Source organism: Nocardia sp. NPDC051981 (assembly GCF_040680715.1).
Lineage (GTDB): Bacteria > Actinomycetota > Actinomycetes > Mycobacteriales > Mycobacteriaceae > Nocardia.
Genome location: NZ_JBFAXK010000008.1, coordinates 163,649 through 182,092, shown reverse-complemented (window position 1 = coordinate 182,092; position 18,444 = coordinate 163,649). Strand labels below are relative to the sequence as shown.

Below are 18,444 nucleotides of genomic sequence, written 5' to 3'. Positions count from 1 at the left end.
CTCCGCGCACGACAGCGCGATCAACCATGTCTCCCGAGGGCCGAAGCCGCCGTGGAAACGAGCGCATACACCACGAAACTCGTTGCAGCGCTGGTGATTGCGTAGACCAGCATGTGCCGCACGCAGTCGTAGAGACTGACGTGCGCCACCGGATCGGTTCGGGCGACGAGACCGGCGAGCACCGCCACAGCGAGTAATACCGCCAGCACCAGGGCGCGCCGGGGATCCGGCGCGACCGGCCGGGCTCGCCGGTACCAGGCGGCGAAATAGACTGCGAGCAGCAGCATTCCGCCGATCGAGGAGATGTAGCCGATCACGTTGTACACCCGGTGCGGTCCGATCACGGACTCCCGCAACACGTCCCAATGACGCACGGCCGGACCGTCGGTGTGGGTGAAGGCATCCCAGGCGAGATGGGTGAGTGCCCCGATGAGGAGAGCCGCCACCGCCGCCACCGGCCCCGGCCTACTCGCGGCGATCTCCTTGCCGATCATGCCCGAGACGGTGCCGCGCAGCGCCCACCCGATGGCCACCACGATCGCGCCCAGCAGCACATCCACCGGAAGCCCCCGGAGTGCATGCGTCAGCTCGCCATCCACACCGATCCACAGGTAGTACGGAATGTCGGGCGCGATGCTCCCCGCGACAAGTCCCGGAAACCAGAGCATCCGGCGCATGGGCAGCACGGCGGCCGGATGTGCGAGCGTGAACGGCACGAATCCCCCGAAGTGGTCTGTAGATCTTGCGGAGAATTGGCTATTCAGGAATGCCATTTCCCCCTCGAAACTGGTCCTATGAGTGAGACAGCTTCGAACCGGACCCCATTGTCACCCACCCCGCGCAGCCGCCTCACCCGGTCCAAGGAGCGAGGTCGCACCGACCGCGCGGAACTGGACGCGGTCCTCGACGCCGGGCTCATCTGCCACCTGGGCGTGGTCCTGAACGGCAGCCCGGTGGTCATCCCGACCATCTACGGCCGCGCCGGCGACACGCTGTACCTGCACGGTTCCACCGGCTCCGGCAATCTGCGGGCCGCCCTGACCGGCGACGTCTCGCTGACCGTGACACACGTGGACGGCATCGTCTACGCCCGCTCCGCCATGCACTTCTCCATGAACTACCGCTCGGCGGTCATCCACGCCCGGCCGGTCGAGCTGACCGACCCGGACGAGCGCATGCACGCGCTGCGCGTCATCGTCGAACAGGCCGCACCCGGCGCGTGGGACGCGGTCCGCTCGCCGAACAAGAAGGAGATGGCCGCGACCATGGTCCTGGCCCTCGACCTCACCGAGGCCTCGGTCAAGGTCCGCACCGGCGGTCCGCGCGACGAGCAGGCCGATATCGACACCGGTGGCGTCTGGGCCGGCGTCCTGCCGCTGCGTCAGGTCTTCGACGCCCCGATCCCGGCCGCGGATCTGGAAGCGGGAGTGGAGATTCCAGCCCACGTGCTGGACCGCCGCACCGATGCGGTGGCCGTGGCCTAGGGGCTACTTCAGCAGCCGGGACATGCGGCGGTCGGCCAGGATCTTGCCGCCGGTCTGGCAGGTCGGGCAGTACTGGAACGACTTGTCCGCGTAGGAGACCTCGCGGACGGTGTCGCCGCACACCGGGCACGGCAGGCCGGTGCGGGCGTGCACCTGGAAACCGGAACGCTTCTCGCCCTTGAGGCGGGCGGCGTCCTGGCCCACCGAGCGCAGGATGGCGTCGGACAGCGTGGCACGCATGGCCGCATACAGGCGCGCCACCTGTCCGGCGTCCAGCGAGCCGGAGGTGGCGAACGGCGAAAGCCTTGCCGTGTGCAGGATTTCGTCGGAGTAGGCATTGCCGATGCCGGCCAGCAGGCTCTGATCGGTGAGCGCGTTCTTCACGCGCTGCGAGGCGCCGCGCAGGATCTCGGCGAATTCCGGTTCGCTCACGGCCAGGGCGTCGGGCCCCAGCCGCGCGATGCCGGGCACCGAGAGCGGATCGCCGGTGACCCACACGGCCAGCCGCTTCTTGGTGCCGGCCTCGGTGAGATCGAAAGCGGGGGTGGCGCCTTCGGGAGTGAAGAAGTGCACGCGCAGGGCCAGCGGTCCCTTGCCGGGCTTGGGTGGATTGACCCCGGGCTCGTCGATCCACCGCAGCCAGCCGCCGCGCGACAGGTGCGTGATCAACCACAGCCCGTCGCAATCCAATCCGAGGTGCTTGCCCCAGTGTCCCACCCCGGTCACGTCGCGCCCCGACAGCGCGGTCACCGGCGGATCGAAGGTCTTCAGCACACTCAGGGCCGCGACGTCGACCTGCCCGACCACCGCCCCCACCGCATGCTCGGCCAGGAACTGCTCGAGCGCCACAATCTCCGGTAGTTCGGGCAACGGATCTCCTCCAATGGGCGACCATTTCCGTCATCCACCCTAACCGCACACCCCGACACCCGGCGGATTCAGCGCGCGGCGCCCGCCTGCCGCAGCAGGTAGATGTCCATGATCCAGCCCTTGGCCTCGCGCAGGGCCGCCCGCCGGCGCGCGATACGGCCCTCGACCACGCGCAGCGGGCCCTCCACGATCACCTCGTCGGGCATGCCCAGGTACGCGCCCCACCAGATGTAGACGTCGTCGCCCGGCACCTGCGTGAACGAGCACTCGCCGTCCAGCATCACCAGCGTGGACTGCCCCGGGACCAGCCCCTCCTCGCGCAGCCGCCGCCCGGTGGTGATGTGCAGTGGCTCGCCGATCTCGTGCAGCACGATGCGGTGCGCGGCGGCCAGCGCCTGCGCGCTGGTGACGCCCGGAATCACCTCGTACTCGAACTGGATGCGCTCGCGTTCGAGCACCCGCTCGACGATGCGCAGCGTGCTGTCGTACAGCGACGGGTCGCCCCACACGAGAATGCCGCCCACCCCGTCGGTTTCGGCGAAGGCCCGCTCCAGCAGCTCGGCCCGCGCCTCGTGCCAGTCCGCGACCGCGCCCTGGTAGACGGCGTCCGCGCCGCTGGCGGGCACGCCCCGGTCGCGCGGCGGGTCGATGATCTCTACGATCGAGTGCGGCTGGCGCGCGTACTCGGCCAGGATGGCCGACCGCACGTCCGCGAGCTCCTGCTTCTCGGCCCCCTTGCCGATGAGAAAAAACACGTCTACCTGGCACATCGCCTTGATGGCCTGCACCGTCACCTGGTCCGGGTCCCCCGCCCCGATTCCGATCACAAACAACTTCCGCACGGTGCGTAAGCTTGCCAGGCGTGGAGAGCGCCCGAGATACCCAGTACGAGGACCTGCTCCGACTGGTGCTGGAATCCGGCACCCCCAAGGCGGATCGGACCGGAACCGGCACCCGCAGCATTTTCGGGCATCAGCTGCGCTACGACCTGTCGCAGGGCTTTCCCCTGATCACCACCAAGAAGGTGCACCTCAAGTCGATCGTCTACGAGTTGCTGTGGTTCCTGCGCGGTGACTCCAATGTGCGGTGGCTGCAGGAGCACGGCGTCACCATCTGGGACGAATGGGCCGACGCGCAGGGCGAATTGGGCCCGGTCTACGGCGTGCAGTGGCGGTCCTGGCCGACCCCGGACGGCACCCACATCGATCAGATCTCGCAGGTGCTGCAGACGCTGCGCACCGATCCGGATTCGCGGCGCATCATCGTCTCGGCGTGGAACGTGGCCGAGCTGAACAAGATGGCGCTGGCCCCCTGCCACGCCTTCTTCCAGTTCTATGTGGCCGACGGCAAGCTGTCGTGCCAGCTGTACCAGCGCAGCGCGGACCTGTTCCTGGGCGTCCCGTTCAATATCGCCAGCTACGCGCTGCTGACCCACATGGTGGCCCAGCAGACCGAGCTGCTGCCCGGTGACTTCATCTGGACCGGCGGCGATGTGCACATCTACGACAATCACGTGGCCCAGGTGCGCGAGCAGCTGACCCGCGAGCCCTACCCGTTCCCGCAGCTGCACCTGCGGCCCGCGCCCACGCTGTTCGACTACACCTACGAGGACGTGGCAATCCAGGGCTACCAGCATCATCCGGCCATCAAGGCGCCGGTGGCGGTATGAGTGGCCAGGGCCGGAGGCGCCGCTCCACCTCCCTGCGCTTGCGGAGTGTAACCATGGGGGGCCCCAGCTCATACCCGGTGGGCACAGCATGAACCGGACCATCGGGCTGATCTGGGCCCAGACCCCGCGGGGAATCATCGGGCGGGACAACACGATTCCGTGGCGCGTGCCCGAGGACATGGCGCATTTCAAGGACGTCACCTTCGGGCATCCGGTGATCATGGGCCGCAAGACCTGGGATTCGTTGCCGGTGCGCTTCCGTCCGCTCGACGGCCGCCGCAATATCGTCGTGACCCGGCAGGCGGACTGGTCCGAGGCCGGGGCGGAGCGGGCGGGCTCGCTGGCCGAGGCCCTGCACATGACCGGCGAGAAGTCGGTGTGGATCATGGGCGGCGGCGAGATCTACCGTGCCGCAATGCCTTTCGCGACCGAGCTGATGGTCACCGAGATCGACGCGGACATCGACGGCGACACCCTGGCACCGGCCATCGATCGCGCCTGGCAGACGGATGCGGCCGACTGGCGCGAGTCGTCGACGGGTCTGCGGTTTCGCTTCCGCCATTATCGCCGCGCCACCCCGGGCTTGCGGTAACGCCTCCGGCAATTCCTGCAAACACCGCCTCGAAACCGCCGATCGGCCCGGGCACGTCCGGCATACTCAGCGATATTCCGGCGAAAGGCAGTCCATGGACAAGAAATCGCTGACCGCGGTTGCCCGCCAGCAACTGAAGCTGGCGGCCACCGCCTCGAGCGGGCGCAGTTCGTTGACCATCTATGGCGGCCACACCCATACCCTGCGCCAGACGGTCATCGCGATGACGGCCGGACAGACGCTGGCCGAGCACGAGAATCCGGGCGAGGCGACCCTCGTGGTGCTGAGCGGGGTGCTGGTGGTGATCAGCGGCACCAACGAGTGGAAGGGCTCGGCGGGTGACCTGATTGTGATCCCCAACGCCCGCCACAGCGTGAAAGCCATCGATGACGTGGCATTTCTGCTGACCGTCGCCAAGTAGTCCGGGGACGCGGGCATACCGGGCGGGTGGGCGGTCGGCCGCAGCGCATAAGGTGGTGCCCATGGGTGAGCCACAGCCGATCCTCGACCCGCTCACACCGGCCGCGATCTTCCTCGTCGTCACCATCGACGAGGGTGGCGAGACGGTGACGCGGGATTTGCTCGCAGATCTGCCCGGGTTGCGCCGCTCCGTCGGATTCCGGGTGCCCGGATCCGGCCTCGCGTGCATCACCAGCATCGGGTCGGCCGCCTGGGACCGCCTGTTCTCCGGGCCGAAACCCGCACAGCTGCACGAGTTTCCGGGTTTCATCGGGGAGCGGCACCAGGCCCCGGCTACGCCGGGCGACCTGCTGTTCCACCTCAAGGCCGAAACCCAGGACGCCTGTTTCGAATTGGCGATGAAGATCGCCGAGCGGCTGTCCGGCGCGGCCACCATCGTGGATCAGACGGTCGGCTTCCGCTATTTCGAGCAGCGTGATCTGCTCGGATTCGTGGACGGCACCGAGAATCCGGAGGGACAGCTCGCCGCCACCGCCGCGCTGGTCGGCGACGAGGATCCCGAGTTCGCCGGTGGCAGTTACGTCATCGTGCAGAAGTACCTGCACGATCTGGGCTCGTGGAAGGCGCTGTCCACCACCGAGCAGGAAAAGGTCATCGGGCGAACGAAACTCGACGACTTCGAACTGTCCGACGCCGACAAGCCCGCGAATTCGCATGTGGCCGTGAACGATCAGGACGAGATCGGCAATATCGTGCGTGCCAATATGCCGTTCGGCTCGATCCAGGACGGCGAATTCGGCACCTACTACATCGCCTACGCCGACGACCCCGCCATCACCGAGAACATGCTGGTCCGCATGTTCCTGGGCACTGCCGACGCCGCCTACGACCGCATCCTGGATTTCTCCACCGCGGTCACCGGCACCTCCTTCTTCGCCCCGCCCGCGGGGTTTTTCGACGCGCTGCCGGACGCACCGGCGCCGGCGGCGGCAACCCAGCGGGAATCCCCCGACGGCAATGGCGTTGTGTCCGGGGACGGATCCCTCGGCATCGGGGCCCTACGCAATCGTTGAACCGGCGCTACGGAATCGTTGAACCGAACGGAGCTGACGCATGAACAACCTGCATCGCGAACTCGCGCCCATCACCTCGGAGGCCTGGTCGGCCATCGAGGAGGAGGCGACGCGAACCTTCAAGCGGCACATCGCCGGTCGCCGCGTGGTCGATCTGTCCGGCCCGCACGGCACCGACTACTCCGCCGCCGGACTGGGCCGCACCTCCACCATCACCTCCCCCGGTGACGGGGTGCAGGCCCGCCAGCGCGTGGTGCTGCCGCTGGTCGAGCTGCGGGTGCCGTTCACGCTCTCCCGCGAGGAGCTGGACAATATCGAGCGCGGCGCGCACGACGCCGATCTGGATCCGGTGAAGACCGCGGCCAAGAAGATCGCCTTCGCCGAGGACCGCGCCATTTTCGAGGGCTATCCGGCGGCCGGGATCATCGGCGTCCGGGCCTCCACCTCGTGCGAGCCGGTGAAGCTGCCCGGCGACCCGCGCCTGACCCCGGAGGCGGTGGCGCAGGCGCTGAGCAAGCTGCGGCTGGCGGGTGTGGACGGGCCGTACTCGGTGCTGCTGTCGGCGGATCTGTACACCGCGGTGAGCGAGACCTCCGATCACGGGCACCCGATCCGCACCCATATCGAGCGGCTCATCGACGGTGACATCATCTGGGCGCCGGCCATCGACGGCGCGTTCGTCCTGTCCACGCGCGGCGGCGATTTCGATCTGCAGATCGGCCAGGATCTGTCCATCGGCTATCTCTCGCACGATGCGGAGACGGTGCAGCTGTACTTCCAGGAGAGCCTGACGTTCCTGGTGTACACGGCCGAGGCGGCGGTCCCGCTCGAGGCGTGACCAGCTGATCCGAGGCGAGACCAGGTGAGCCGGAAGCGGTTTCGATAGGCCGTCGGCGTGGTGTCCAGTACGCGCCGGAAGGCCCGGCTGAGGGTGTCGGTGGTGTTGAAACCGCTCAGGGTCGCCACCCGTTCGAGCGTGTGATCGGTCGTCTCGAGCTGGTTGCGGACAGGTTCCGAACGGCTTCCACGACACCGACCTGGCCGCCCAGGTGGACGCCGCGGGCAACGAGAATCCGATCATCGCCGGCTTCATGACCCACCGGTACGGTGACCGGCAGTCGGTTTCGGGAGGCGGAATGACGATGGTGCGGGCGGGCGTGGTGCCGGGGCGGCGCATGGCCGGGTACGTGGCCGCCGGGATACTCGCGGTGGCCGTCGTCTGTGTGGGCACCGTCGGGGTCTTCGGGCTGAGTCGGGTGTTCACCGGGCTGTTCTTCGGCGCGGCCGCCGCGGTGGGGCTGATGGTCGCGCTGTTCGGGCGGGACCGGGTGGAGCTGACCGAGGATGCGATCGTGCGGCGGACCCCGTGGGGCGCCTCGACGGTGGCGTGGGATCGGGTGGTGGCCGGACGGTTCGCGCTGGACGAGAAGGGCCGCTGGACCCTCGCGCTGGATCTCAACGGCGGCGACGAGCCGCATCGGGAACTGGTGCTGCTGTCCATTCCGCCGGTGCAGCGGCCCATCGCCGGCGCCTACGACATGCGCAAGCGTGAACAGGTCGACGAGATTCGAACCATGTTGCGGCACAGGCGCATTCCGGTGACCATCCTGCCGGAGATCGCCGAAGCCCTGCAGCGGCACTGGAAGATCGCCCCGCCCACCCGCTGAACCCGCACACCTAGGGGATCTCCCTGAGCGACCGGCGACCTCAGGACGATGCATCCACCCCGCTCACGGCCCGAGAATCCTTGGTGTGGCTGGTGATCGCAGCGTCCTCTACGGAATCTCACAGCCACGGCGGATCGGATGCACAGCCGCAGGTGTGAGGGTGATGATCGTGGCGTTGAGCGTTGTGGCGGAGGACTTCCGCCAGTATGGATGGACGATCGAGACGACCGGCGACGGCGTCGACTTGATCACCGGCGAGCAGATCGCGGCCATCGAACTCACCGGGTCCGTCGCTGCCGGGGTGCGCCGGTACCTGCGCGCCAACAATCTCTCCGGCCCGATCATCGAGGTCCCGGGTCCGCAGCGGCGGGAAATCCATCTGGTCGTCGGCGTGGCCAAGGCCGCGCGGGCCATCGAGAGCCTGCGCGCCGCGGGGGCGATCGTGCACACCGACGGTGACCGGGTGCCGCTGCCGCAGCCCGGCCGCGAAACCGCGTGGAGCGTCATGCCCCACGAGGCGCGCTGGGTGCCACCGATGGTCGCCATCGCCGCGGCGGTGCGCGCCGTCGCGGCCGGCGATCGGGCGCGGCTGCGGACCGTGGCCTGCTGACACCGGCCCGATGACAAGGCGCCCGCGCCCCCCGCGCTACCGCGGCTGGCTAGGGTGGGACGGGTGATTCGCACCGCGGCACTGGCGCATATCCGGGATCGTCGCATGTTGCAGACCCGGTCCACCGGCAAGGACGTCTTCTATATGGCGGGCGGCAAGATCGATCCGGGCGAGACTCCGGAGATGGCCCTGCACAGGGAGATTCACGAGGAACTCGGGGTGGCCGCCACCGGCGTCAGCGAGTTGGGCGTGTTCGAGGCGGAGGCCTACGGGCACGCGCCCGGCACCCGCCTGCACATGACCTGCTTCCTCGGCGAGCTCACCGACGAGCCGCGCCCCTCCGGGGAGATCGCCGAACTGCGCTGGTTCACCCTCGGCGAATACGCCGCCATGAGCGCGGTCGCCCCCGGCTCGCTGCTGGTCTTCCGGCGGCTGCACGCGCTCGGCCTGATCGACTGACCCACGCACTGTAACCACCGGCGCTATTTCTGAATGGCAACTACGCCAACCGGATCCGCGCCCCGAGATGCGCCGGTCCGGATTCCGGATCGCACCGAATCAAGGGTGATTGCAGTGATCAAACCGCTTACTCTGCTCGCGACAGCCGTCATGGCCGCGGGTGGCCTCGGCTTCGGTACCGTGGCGGACACCCGTTTCGACTCCGGCGCCGACTGCCTGTGGGCGGGCGGCGCGCACCCGCAGGGGTCGCAGGTGGTGGCGGGCGGCTCGGCCTTCACCTGCGGAAGCGACGCGGCCGGACCGCACTGGTACCGGGGCGGCGCGGCGGGCGGGAGCACCGTGCCGAATCCCGGGGCGGATGCCAATCCGGCGGGCCGCTTCAGCGCGGGTGCGCGCGAGCCCGGCACCGATTACGACGACTACTGCGTCGGCGATCAGCTCGTCCCCGGTGTCGGGGACGTCTTCGAGGCGGTCCCGACCAGCGGCGGCCTGCTGTGGAAGTCGGCGGGCCCGGTCTCGCAGTGGACCTTCGACCCCGGTGTGGTGCAACCGAAGACGTCCACCCGCTCGTCCGGTATGTGCCTCGACGGTCAGCTGCTCTGAGCGTCCTCGTCCTCGTCCGCCGCCGGGTAGGGCCGGTTCGGGATGAGGGCGGCCGAGGCCAGGGCGACGAGCAGGAACAGTGCCGCGGCCAGCAGCGCGGTCCGGGTGGAGTCGGTGAAGGCCCGGCTCAGCGCGTCCACGATGGCCGCGGCGCCGTGGTGGTCCCGCAAGCCGCTGATGGCCCCACCGGCTGACTGCCGGGTCGCGGTGGCGAGGGTGTCGGCGGCCGGCTTCTGCAGATCGGGCACGTGGGCGAGCCGTTTGGGCAGATCGTGGGCCAGCGCCGCCGACAGCAGCGCACCGATGACCGCGGTACCGAAGGCCGAACCGATCTGCCGCACCGTGGACTGGGCGGCCGATCCCTGGCCCGAATACTCCGGCGGCACATCGGCGAGCACGGTCCCGGTCAGCTGCGCCGAGGCCATCCCCAGCCCGATGCCGTACCCGCTCACCAGCACCGCCAGCCACCAGCCGGAAATGTGCGGGGTGAGGAACAGCGCGGCCAGCACCACGGCGACGGTCTCGAAGACGAGACCCAGCTGCACCACCCGCACCGGCCCGAACCGGCGCACCAGCCCTTCGGCGAGCCCCGCGGACAGGAACGCGCCGACCGCCATGGCGGCCAGCACATAGCCCGCGCCGAGGGTGGACAGCCCGAGCACGTTCACCATGAACAGCGGAAGCACGAACAGCAGGCCGAATTCGCCCAGCGCCACCAGGAACGCGGTGATATTGCCCCAGCGGAAGCTGGGGATCCGGAACAGCGCGGGATCCAGCAGCGCCGAGCGGCCGATCAGACGGCGGTGCTGCTCCCAGCGGATGAACAGGTACAGCGCCACCACCCCGAGCACCAGCAGGATCGGGATCAGCGAGACCGGCGCGTTGGCCGGCCAGTTCCACCCGACGAGCGGGAATTCCCGCAGCGGCTTCCCCCAGCCGTAGGTCTGCCCCTCGATGAGCGCGAACACCAGCAGCGCGAAACCCGCTGCGCTGAGCAGGAATCCGTCCACGTCCAGGCCCGGCGCGGCCTTGCCCATGCGGGTCTCCGGGACGTACAGCACCAACCCGACCAGCACCACCGCGCCCAGCGGCAGGTTCACCAGGAAGATCCACGGCCAGGTGAAGTAGGTGGTGAGCCAGCCGCCCAGCAGCGGGCCGATGGCGGCGACACCGGCGATGACCGAGCCCCAGACCGCGAAGGCGATCACCCGGTCACGGCCGCGGAAGAGGGCGTTCACGGTGGCCAGCGTGCCGGGCAGGACACCGGCCGCACCGATGCCCTGCACGGTGCGTCCGAGGAGCAGGGGCCAGGCGCTGTGCGCCGCTGCGGCGAGCACGCTGCCGAGTACGAAGATCACCACGCCGAGGGCGAACATCCTGCGCCGTCCGAACCGGTCGCCGAGGCGGCCGCTGGTGATCAGCAGCGCGGCCAGCACGACCGCGTAGATGCTGTTGATCCATTGCGCCTGAGTGAAACTCAACCGCAATTGGTCGATGATGACGGGCAGGGAGACCGCGACGATGGTGCCGTCCAGCACCACCATGGACAGTCCCAGCGCCAGGGCACCGAGGGTGAGCCATTTGTTGCGACCCAGGTCGAGCTGCGTTTCCGTCATTCGTCGCTCCCGCCGCTGAACAGCCGTCCGAAGAGTCCGATTATCCGTTAGCCGCCTATGCGCCAATTGTCCGTTCAACAGTGTATGTCGAGGCGGCTGGGCAGCCGAATATTTGCCCATAGGTGACCTCTGAACGGCGGATGTCCGGATCGGATACCTTGAATCGTGTGTCGATGCTGAAGGGTTCCAACGTTCCGGTGGTGGTGTCCGAGGTTCGGATCGAACTGGGGTGGCAGTCGGGACCCGGGGTTCCCGACGCCGACGCCTCCGCACTGCTGCTGTCGAGCGGCCGGGTGCGCTCGGACGCCGATTTCGTCTTCTACAACCAGCCGCGGCACGCCTCGGGCGCGGTCCGCCATCACGGCAAGCAGACGGGACCGCTGATCGTGGACACCCTCTCGGTGCACCTGGGCCGGATGGAACCGCAGATCGACGCCATCGTGCTCGCGGCCTCGGCCGACGGCGGCACCTTCGCCCAATTCCGGGGCCTGCATGTGCGTTTGGTGGATATGGGCGGCGTGGAGCTGGCCCGCTTCGACAGCACCGACGCCACCTCGGAGACCGCCTTCGTGCTCGGCGAGCTGTATCGCCGCGACGGCGGCTGGAAGTTCCGCGCGATCGGTCAGGGCTACGACTCCGGACTGGCGGGGCTGGCAACCGATTTCGGCATCTCCGTCGATGAAGCGCCTGCCCCGCAGCCGAATACACCGCAGCCGATGCCGGCGCCGCAGCACAATTTCGCGCCGCCGCCGACGCCTGCACCCCGGCCGAATACCGGCAAGATCTCGCTGACCAAGGACGCTCCGGCGGTCTCGCTGACCAAGCAGGGCGCGACCGGCGGGATCATGCGGGTCAACCTGAACTGGTCGGTGCCGAGTTCGGGCGGTCTGTTCGGGCGCAAGCGGGCGAACGGCGGGCTCGACCTGGATCTGTGCGCGTTCTGGGAGCTGGCCGACGGGTCGAGGGGCTGTGTCAGCGCGCTGGACACCTTCGGCGATCTGCACAAGCCGCCGTTCATCGCGCTGGATCGCGACGATCGCACCGGCGGCAGCGCGACCGGCGAGAACCTGTCCATCAACCTCGATCACATCGCGGATTTCCGCCGCATCCTGGTATTCGCCTCGCTCTACGAGGGCGCGCAGGACTTCCGTGGCGTGCACGCCACCGCCACCCTTTTCCCCCGCAATACGCCGCCGATCGAGATGGAAGTCGGCGGCTGCCAGGACGATTCGCGCGAGATGGTGCTGGCGCTGATCGAGAACGTGCACGGCGAGCTGGTGGTGCGGCGCGAGGGCCGGTTCGTGCGCCCGCCGGAGGGCCGCCGGTTCTGGGGCAAGCTGGCGGTGGATCAGGCCTACGGCTGGGGCCTCAAGTGGGGCACCTCGAAGGGCAAGTCCTGACGCGGATCACTCCGGAGCGAGTCGCCGCGCCAATTCCAGTGCGGCGACCCGGGTTTCGGCCAGCGAGCCGGGCCAGCAGAGCAGCCGCAGGATGGCGTCGGGAATGAGCTGCTCGGCGTACTCCGGCGCCGCGCCCTCGTCGGAGCGCATATTGATGACCGACTCCACCAGCCGGAACGGCAGCAGTTCGGCCCCGGTCACCGCGCCCGCGCCGGCCGCGGCGATGACGGACCCGGCCTCGGCGATCACGGCGGCGGACAGTGTCTCGTAGTGGCCGCGCAGCTCGTCGCGGCGTTCCCGGAACCGGGCGAAGCGTTCGCTGCGCAGTTCCGGCAGCAGGTACAGCGCGCCGAGATTCCAGCGGCTGGCGCACAGCTGGCTGACGTCGTGCCAGGCCAGCGCGTACAACCGCACGGCCGCGGACTCGGTCCGCCCGGCCAGCACGCCCGCCAATTCCAGTGGCGTGGTGACCGTTTCGGCGAGCAGGGCGTCGAGGATGTCGTCCTTGGCGGCGAAGTGGTGGTACAGCGAGGCCTGCCGGATGCCGACGGCGTCGGCGACCGCGCGGGTGGAGGTATTGCCGTAGCCGTGCGTGGTGAACAACTCGGCGGCGGCGTCGAGGATTTCGGCGCGCGGCGTCTGGCCTGCGCGCCGGCGCGGTTCGAGACGAGGACGGCCGGGTCCGAGTTGGGTCACTCTGCCATTCTGTCCTACCCGCACCATCGGCCTGCCTACGCGCACAGCCGGCTCGCCTACCCGAGCGGCCGACCTGCACAGTGAGTTTCCTGTCATTCGACAGAAATACCGGCAATACAGAAGTTACGGCGGGCCATCCGACCGATACAGCGGCGTCACCTGAGCCGCGATCGCGACCGGAAAACTTTCAAGCGATAGATATTCGCCTCGCGAAAGACTCACCGCCATGGTTGCCTCCGCCGACGCCATCATTCCCCAGCCCCCACCGGTCACCGCCGAAACCAGCTCGGACAGCGCCGATCTCGCGCGCTTCGGCTATCAGCCGGTGCTGCACCGCAAGCTCGGCCGCTACGCCTCCTTCGCGGCCGGATTCTCGTTCGTCTCCATCCTGACCACGATCTTCCAGTTCTTCGGCTTCGGCTACTCCTTCGGAGGCGCGGCCTTCTTCTGGACCTGGCCGATCGTGTTCGCGGGCCAGTTCCTGGTGGCGCTGAACTTCGCGGAACTGGCCGCCCGCTACCCGATCTCGGGCTGCATCTATCAGTGGTCGCGCCGGCTGGCCGGGGAGGTCGTCGGCTGGTTCGCGGGCTGGATGATGATCATCGCCCAGATCGTCACCGCCGCGGCGGCCGCGATCGCGCTGCAGGTAGTGCTGCCGACCATCTGGTCCGGATTCCAGCTCATCGGCACGAACAGCGATCTCACCTCCCGCGACGGAGCGTCGAACGCGGTGCTGCTGGGCAGCGTGCTGCTGGTGATCACCACCCTCATCAATGTGGTGGGCATCGACTGGATGGCGCGCATCAACTCGCTCGGGGTGACCATCGAGATCATCGGTGTGATCGCGGTGATCGCGGTGTTCTTCACCCACACCGACCGCGGGCCGGGCGTGGTCACGCAGACCGATCAGGCCGCGGCCGGGCCGTACTGGGCCGCCTTCCTGGCCTCCGGATTGATGGCCGCCTACGTCATGGTCGGATTCGATTCCGCCGGTGAGCTTTCCGAGGAGACCAGGAATCCGCGGCACGTCGCGCCGCGTACCATTCTGTCGGCGCTGGCCGTGTCCGCGCTGGGCGGCGGCCTCATCCTGCTGGGCGCGCTCATGGCCGCACCGAGCCTGTCCGACGGCTCGCTGGCCGGCGGCGGGCTGGCGTACGTGATCGAGGCCAAGCTGACCAGCGTTCCAGGCAAGGTGGTGCTGGCCTGCGTGGCGTGCGCGATCACGGTGTGCACCCTGGCGATTCAGACGGCCGGTTCGCGCCTGCTGTTCTCGATGGCCCGCGACGGGCGGCTGCCGTTCGCCAAGCCGCTGTCGACGGTGCATCCGCGCTTCGGCACACCGGTGTGGCCCGCCGTGGTGATCGGCGTGCTGGGTATCGGCCTGCTGGTGGTGAACCTGGGCAATGCCGCCATCTTCGCGACGCTGGCCAGTGTCTGCATCGTCATGCTCTACCTCGCGTATCTGCTGGTGACCGTCCCGCTGCTGGTGCGCCGGATCAAGGGCTGGCCCGCCGACATCGCCGGTGACGCCGCGGGCACGAAGCTGTTCGCGCTGGGCCGCTACGGCATTGCGATCAATGCGCTCGCGGTGATCTGGGGCATCGCCATGGCGGTGAACCTGGCCTGGCCGCGCGCCGCGGTCTACACCCCGACCGGCGGGGGCTGGTGGATGCTCTGGGCCGCACCGCTGTTCGTGCTGCTCACGGTGGCGGTCGGCGCGGTGGTGCATCGGATGGTGACCCCCGCGCGCGGCGTAGTCACCGAACCCATTCCACAGATCGCCTGATCCACAGGACATTCCGATGATATCGCCGGCGACCCGGCCAATGCCTGCACCGCCGGCCGGGTCTCCGGCGATCCCCGAGAAACGGAGTAGCAATGAGCACAGCCAACACCACCGGCGCGCGGGATCATGCCCGCTCCCAGGCGGCCGCCGCCGAACGCGTCGGGCCCGCGCTCCCCGTGGACGTCGACATCGCGAAAGTCACGTTCGCCCAGCGGATTCCGGCGGGTGGATACGCGAATGTGGTGCTCGCGCGTGGTACCCGGCTGCGGCTGTCGGATCCGTTCGGCGCGGCGTGTGCGCATCTGCTGCTGCTGCGGGCCGAATCGCCCTGGGAACGGCTGAATGTCGCCGACACGGTGAAGGTGCCGTGGCAGGCGTATCTGGGCGTCGGCCACCCGCTGCTCTCCGATCAGGGGCGGGTGCTGGCCACGGTGATCGCGGACTCCTCCGGCCGTCACGACACCCTGTGCGGCCCGTCGCCCGCCGCGCGCCAGGGCCTGCGACTGGCCGGGGTCAAGCAGGGGCTCGAGCCACGGGATATCGGCCCGACGGTGTCGTTCTTCCGGGGTGTGCGCGTGGAATCCGATGGCGCGCTGACGATCACCGGGGGCACGGCGGCGGGCACGGCGGTCGACCTGCTCGTGCAGCTGCCGGTGACCCTGCTGGTCGCCAATGCCGAACACCCGCTCGACCCCACTCCCCCGACCGAGCTCGACCTCGTGGCCTGGTCCGCCCCGGAAGAGCTCGCGCTCGCGCACGGTACCGACCCGGAATACCTGCGCGCGGTGGAGAACACCGAACAGGACTGGCACGCACGCACTCTGGAGGCCCGCGCATGATCACCACCGCCCGCATCGCCGTACTCGACGAGACCGTCCCCGCCCGCGCCCCCTGGTCGGCCGTGGTGCGCGCGGGAGACCAGCTGGACATCATCGATCTGCACGGCAATCAGGCCGTGGACTGCCTGCTCTACAACGCCGCCGATCACACCGACCGGTACAGCGCACAGACGACGATCACGGCCCAGCGCAATATCTTCCTGACCACCGGCAGCGTCCTGCTGACCGAGGCGGGCACCCCGCTCATGACGGTGGTCGCCGACGAGGTCGGCAATCACGACACCGTGGCCGGGGCGTGCTCGCAGGAGTCCAATACCCTGCGCTACGGCCACCACACCCGCCACCAGCACGCCTGTGTGGAGAACTTCCTGGCCGAGGGTCTGAAGTGGGGGCTGGGCAAGCGTGATCTGGTCTCGAACATCAACTGGTTCATGAACGTTCCCGTCGAGGCGGACGGCACGCTCGGCATCGTGGACGGACTCTCCGCGCCGGGCAAGAAGCTCACGCTGCGCGCCGAGATCGACACCCTGGTGCTGGTCTCCAACTGCCCGCAGATCAACAACCCCTGCAATGGCTTCGACCCCACCCCGGTGCGCATGGTGGTGACCCGATGACCGCCGTGCTGCCGGACCTCACCGCACCCGAGCGCCCGACCCCGGCCGCGACATTCCAGGTGATCCGGCCGGGCATGCAGACGACCGTGCAGGATTGGCCGGGCCGGGTGGGCTACTGGCATGTCGGGGTGCCGCCGTCCGGCCCGATGGACGATCTGTCGTTCCGGCTGGGTAATCGGGCACTCGGCAATCCGGAGGGCGCGGCCGGGCTGGAGTGCACCCTGGGCGGACCGGCCCTGCGGTTCGACGCCGCCACCTGGGTGTGCGTCACGGGTGCACCGGCGCCCGTCACCGTGAACGGCCGCGCGGTGCGGCAGTGGCGCAGTGTGCTGGTGCCGGCGGGCGGCGTACTGGACATCGGCATGGTGCGCGGGCCCGGAATGCGGTGCTACCTGCTGGTGGCCGGCGGTATCGAGGTGTCCGAATACCTCGGCAGCCGTGCGACTTTCACCCTCGGCAAGTTCGGCGGCGGCACCGGCCGAGCCCTGGCGGCAGGCGATGAGTTCGCGCTCGGCGTGTCCGGGCGCGTGACGGCCGGGGTGACCGGCGACGATCAGCCCGTGCTGACCCGGCGCTGGGAGCTGGCGGTCACCGAGGGACCGCACGGCGCACCGGAGTTCTTCACCCGGGTCGATTTCGACACCATCATCGGCACCGACTACGAGGTGCACTTCAACTCCGATCGGACCGGGGTGCGGCTCATCGGCCCGAAACCCCAGTGGGCGCGGCGGGACGGCGGTGAGGCGGGACTGCATCCGTCCAACATCCACGACAACGCGTATTCCGTTGGCGCGCTGGACTTCACGGGCGATACCCCGATCCTGCTCGGCCCGGACGGCCCCAGCCTGGGCGGCTTCGTCTGCCCGGTCACCGTGGTGGCGGCCGAGCGCTGGAAGCTGGGTCAGCTCACGCCGGGCGACCGCGTGCGCTTCGTCCCGGTCCGCGCCGACCACGCGGCCTCGCTGCGGGAGCTCGGGGCCGAGCGCCGGGCGGCCTGGCCGGTCGTGCTGTCCACGGGTGGCGACGGTGACGACGGCGTGCTGGCCCGCCGCGACGGCGCGGACACCGCGGTCACCTATCGGCGCGCGGGCAATGACGGCCTGCTCGTCGAATACGGGGACATGACACTGGATCTGGAGCTGCGCGCTCGCGTGCACGCCCTGCACCAGGCGCTGCTGGAACGGTCCGACCCGGGGATCACCGAACTCACCCCGGGCGTGCGATCGCTGCAGGTGCGCCATGATCCCGGCCGGCTGCCCACCCGCACCCTGCTGGGCCTGCTCGCCGAGGTGGAGGCCGAGCTGCCGCCCGCCGACGAGCTGGTGGTCCCCAGCCGCACCGTGCGGCTGCCACTGTCGTGGGACGATCCGTCCACCCGCGAGGCCATCACCCGCTATATGCACGGCGTCCGCGCGGATGCCCCGTGGTGCCCGTGGAATATCGAGTTCATCCGCCGGATGAACGGATTGGCCACCGTGGACGAGGTTTTCGACACCGTGTTCGCGGCCGAATACCTGGTGCTCGGCCTCGGCGACGTGTACCTGGGCGCGCCCGTGGCCACGCCGACCGATCCGCGGCATCGGCTGGTCACCACCAAATACAACCCGGCCCGCACCTGGACGCCGGAGAACGCGGTCGGCATCGGCGGCGCCTACCTCTGCATCTACGGCATGGAGGGTCCCGGCGGCTACCAGTTCGTCGGGCGCACCACCCAGGTGTGGAACCACCGCTCCAGCGGCGTCGGCGAAGACCCGTGGCTGCTGCGGTATTTCGACCGCATCAGCTGGTATCCGGTGAGCGCCGAGGAGCTGCTCGACCTGCGCGCCGACACCGCGGCGGGCCGCGGCGAGCTGCTGGCCGAGGACGGTGAGTTCCGGCTCGTCGACTACCGGAAGTTCCTGTTGGACAATGCCGCATCCATCGACGAGTTCCGCGCCCGGCAGGCCGACGCCTTCGCCGCCGAACGCAATTCCTGGCGCGAGGCGGGCGAACTCGCCGAAACACCCTGAGCGCCTCGGCCCCTTCGCTCCCATCCCAGATTTAGGA

20 protein-coding genes and 1 pseudogene are annotated in these 18,444 nt (G+C 69.2%); 15 read left to right on the top strand and 6 right to left on the bottom strand.

Translation table 11 applies throughout. From position 1 onward, the window contains the following. Positions 1–20: 20 nt before the first annotated feature. On the bottom strand, positions 21–716 hold the full coding sequence (locus AB0L60_RS17275; RefSeq protein ID WP_364614326.1) for a DUF4184 family protein: 696 nt from the start codon (positions 714–716) through the stop codon (positions 21–23). A gap of 78 nt (positions 717–794) precedes the next feature. On the opposite strand from AB0L60_RS17275, the gene AB0L60_RS17270 reads away from it, so the two are divergent. Continuing rightward, positions 795–1,484: a pyridoxamine 5'-phosphate oxidase family protein gene (locus AB0L60_RS17270; RefSeq protein ID WP_364614323.1), complete on the top strand. Its 690-nt coding sequence runs from the start codon at positions 795–797 to the stop codon at positions 1,482–1,484. Positions 1,485–1,487: 3 nt separating this feature from the next. On the opposite strand, the gene AB0L60_RS17265 is transcribed toward AB0L60_RS17270, so the two are convergent. Beyond that, the gene (locus AB0L60_RS17265) at positions 1,488–2,354 is read right to left on the bottom strand and encodes a DNA-formamidopyrimidine glycosylase family protein (RefSeq protein WP_364614320.1); all 867 of its coding nucleotides are present in this window, start codon (positions 2,352–2,354) and stop codon (positions 1,488–1,490) included. 68 nt (positions 2,355–2,422) lie between these two features. Further along, positions 2,423–3,196 (bottom strand): precorrin-6A synthase (deacetylating), encoded by a 774-nt coding sequence (gene cobF / locus AB0L60_RS17260; RefSeq protein ID WP_364614317.1) that lies wholly within the window; start codon positions 3,194–3,196, stop codon positions 2,423–2,425. Positions 3,197–3,216: 20 nt separating this feature from the next. Between cobF and AB0L60_RS17255 the strand changes: the two genes are divergently transcribed. The 5 genes from AB0L60_RS17255 to AB0L60_RS17235 all read left to right on the top strand — a co-directional run bounded on the left by AB0L60_RS17255 (position 3,217) and on the right by AB0L60_RS17235 (position 6,946). Next, positions 3,217–4,023 (top strand): thymidylate synthase, encoded by an 807-nt coding sequence (locus AB0L60_RS17255; protein WP_364614314.1) that lies wholly within the window; start codon positions 3,217–3,219, stop codon positions 4,021–4,023. A gap of 88 nt (positions 4,024–4,111) precedes the next feature. Next, positions 4,112–4,615, top strand: coding sequence for a dihydrofolate reductase (locus AB0L60_RS17250; RefSeq protein ID WP_364614311.1), 504 nt, complete (start codon positions 4,112–4,114; stop codon positions 4,613–4,615). A 94-nt stretch (positions 4,616–4,709) separates the two neighbouring features. Beyond that, the gene (locus tag AB0L60_RS17245; RefSeq protein ID WP_354836345.1) at positions 4,710–5,036 is read left to right on the top strand and encodes a cupin domain-containing protein; all 327 of its coding nucleotides are present in this window, start codon (positions 4,710–4,712) and stop codon (positions 5,034–5,036) included. A gap of 61 nt (positions 5,037–5,097) precedes the next feature. Next, complete coding sequence (locus AB0L60_RS17240) at positions 5,098–6,108, top strand: Dyp-type peroxidase (RefSeq protein WP_364614307.1); 1,011 nt, start codon at positions 5,098–5,100, stop codon at positions 6,106–6,108. 40 nt (positions 6,109–6,148) lie between these two features. Then, positions 6,149–6,946, top strand: a complete 798-nt coding sequence (locus tag AB0L60_RS17235) for a family 1 encapsulin nanocompartment shell protein (RefSeq protein ID WP_364614304.1) — start codon at positions 6,149–6,151, stop codon at positions 6,944–6,946. Here AB0L60_RS17235 and AB0L60_RS17230 read toward each other — a convergent pair. Beyond that, positions 6,847–7,089: pseudogene (locus AB0L60_RS17230) on the bottom strand (AraC family transcriptional regulator); the annotation flags it as partial. The gene AB0L60_RS17235 and the pseudogene AB0L60_RS17230 overlap by 100 nt on opposite strands. Positions 7,090–7,244: 155 nt before the next feature. On the opposite strand from AB0L60_RS17230, the gene AB0L60_RS17225 reads away from it, so the two are divergent. The 4 genes from AB0L60_RS17225 (at position 7,245) to AB0L60_RS17210 (ending at position 9,447) form a co-directional block, all read left to right on the top strand. Next, positions 7,245–7,775: a hypothetical protein gene (locus tag AB0L60_RS17225; RefSeq protein WP_364614301.1), complete on the top strand. Its 531-nt coding sequence runs from the start codon at positions 7,245–7,247 to the stop codon at positions 7,773–7,775. A 169-nt stretch (positions 7,776–7,944) separates the two neighbouring features. Continuing rightward, the gene (locus AB0L60_RS17220) at positions 7,945–8,385 is read left to right on the top strand and encodes a hypothetical protein (protein WP_364614298.1); all 441 of its coding nucleotides are present in this window, start codon (positions 7,945–7,947) and stop codon (positions 8,383–8,385) included. A 63-nt stretch (positions 8,386–8,448) separates the two neighbouring features. Next, entirely contained in the window at positions 8,449–8,844 is a 396-nt protein-coding gene (locus AB0L60_RS17215) for an NUDIX domain-containing protein (protein WP_364614295.1), read from the top strand. 114 nt (positions 8,845–8,958) lie between these two features. Beyond that, entirely contained in the window at positions 8,959–9,447 is a 489-nt protein-coding gene (locus AB0L60_RS17210; RefSeq protein WP_364614292.1) for a hypothetical protein, read from the top strand. Here AB0L60_RS17210 and AB0L60_RS17205 read toward each other — a convergent pair. Further along, positions 9,435–11,063: an MFS transporter gene (locus AB0L60_RS17205; protein WP_364614289.1), complete on the bottom strand. Its 1,629-nt coding sequence runs from the start codon at positions 11,061–11,063 to the stop codon at positions 9,435–9,437. The two genes, AB0L60_RS17210 and AB0L60_RS17205, sit on opposite strands and share 13 nt — an antisense overlap. A gap of 173 nt (positions 11,064–11,236) precedes the next feature. On the opposite strand from AB0L60_RS17205, the gene AB0L60_RS17200 reads away from it, so the two are divergent. Then, positions 11,237–12,463, top strand: coding sequence for a TerD family protein (locus AB0L60_RS17200; protein ID WP_364614575.1), 1,227 nt, complete (start codon positions 11,237–11,239; stop codon positions 12,461–12,463). Between the two features lie 6 nt (positions 12,464–12,469). Here the strand turns inward: AB0L60_RS17200 and AB0L60_RS17195 are convergent, their stop codons facing one another. After that, positions 12,470–13,159, bottom strand: coding sequence for a helix-turn-helix domain-containing protein (locus tag AB0L60_RS17195; protein WP_364614286.1), 690 nt, complete (start codon positions 13,157–13,159; stop codon positions 12,470–12,472). 226 nt (positions 13,160–13,385) lie between these two features. Between AB0L60_RS17195 and AB0L60_RS17190 the strand changes: the two genes are divergently transcribed. The 4 genes from AB0L60_RS17190 (at position 13,386) to AB0L60_RS17175 (ending at position 18,407) form a co-directional block, all read left to right on the top strand. Continuing rightward, the gene (locus tag AB0L60_RS17190) at positions 13,386–14,945 is read left to right on the top strand and encodes an amino acid permease (protein WP_364614283.1); all 1,560 of its coding nucleotides are present in this window, start codon (positions 13,386–13,388) and stop codon (positions 14,943–14,945) included. A gap of 92 nt (positions 14,946–15,037) precedes the next feature. After that, a complete protein-coding gene (locus tag AB0L60_RS17185; protein WP_364614280.1) occupies positions 15,038–15,784 on the top strand; it encodes a DUF1989 domain-containing protein in 747 nt (248 codons plus the stop codon). Further along, on the top strand, positions 15,781–16,398 hold the full coding sequence (locus AB0L60_RS17180; protein ID WP_364614277.1) for an urea amidolyase associated protein UAAP2: 618 nt from the start codon (positions 15,781–15,783) through the stop codon (positions 16,396–16,398). Before AB0L60_RS17185 ends, AB0L60_RS17180 begins: the two co-directional genes overlap by 4 nt. Beyond that, complete coding sequence (locus AB0L60_RS17175; protein WP_364614273.1) at positions 16,395–18,407, top strand: 5-oxoprolinase/urea amidolyase family protein; 2,013 nt, start codon at positions 16,395–16,397, stop codon at positions 18,405–18,407. Before AB0L60_RS17180 ends, AB0L60_RS17175 begins: the two co-directional genes overlap by 4 nt. The last annotated feature ends 37 nt before the right edge of the window (positions 18,408–18,444 follow it).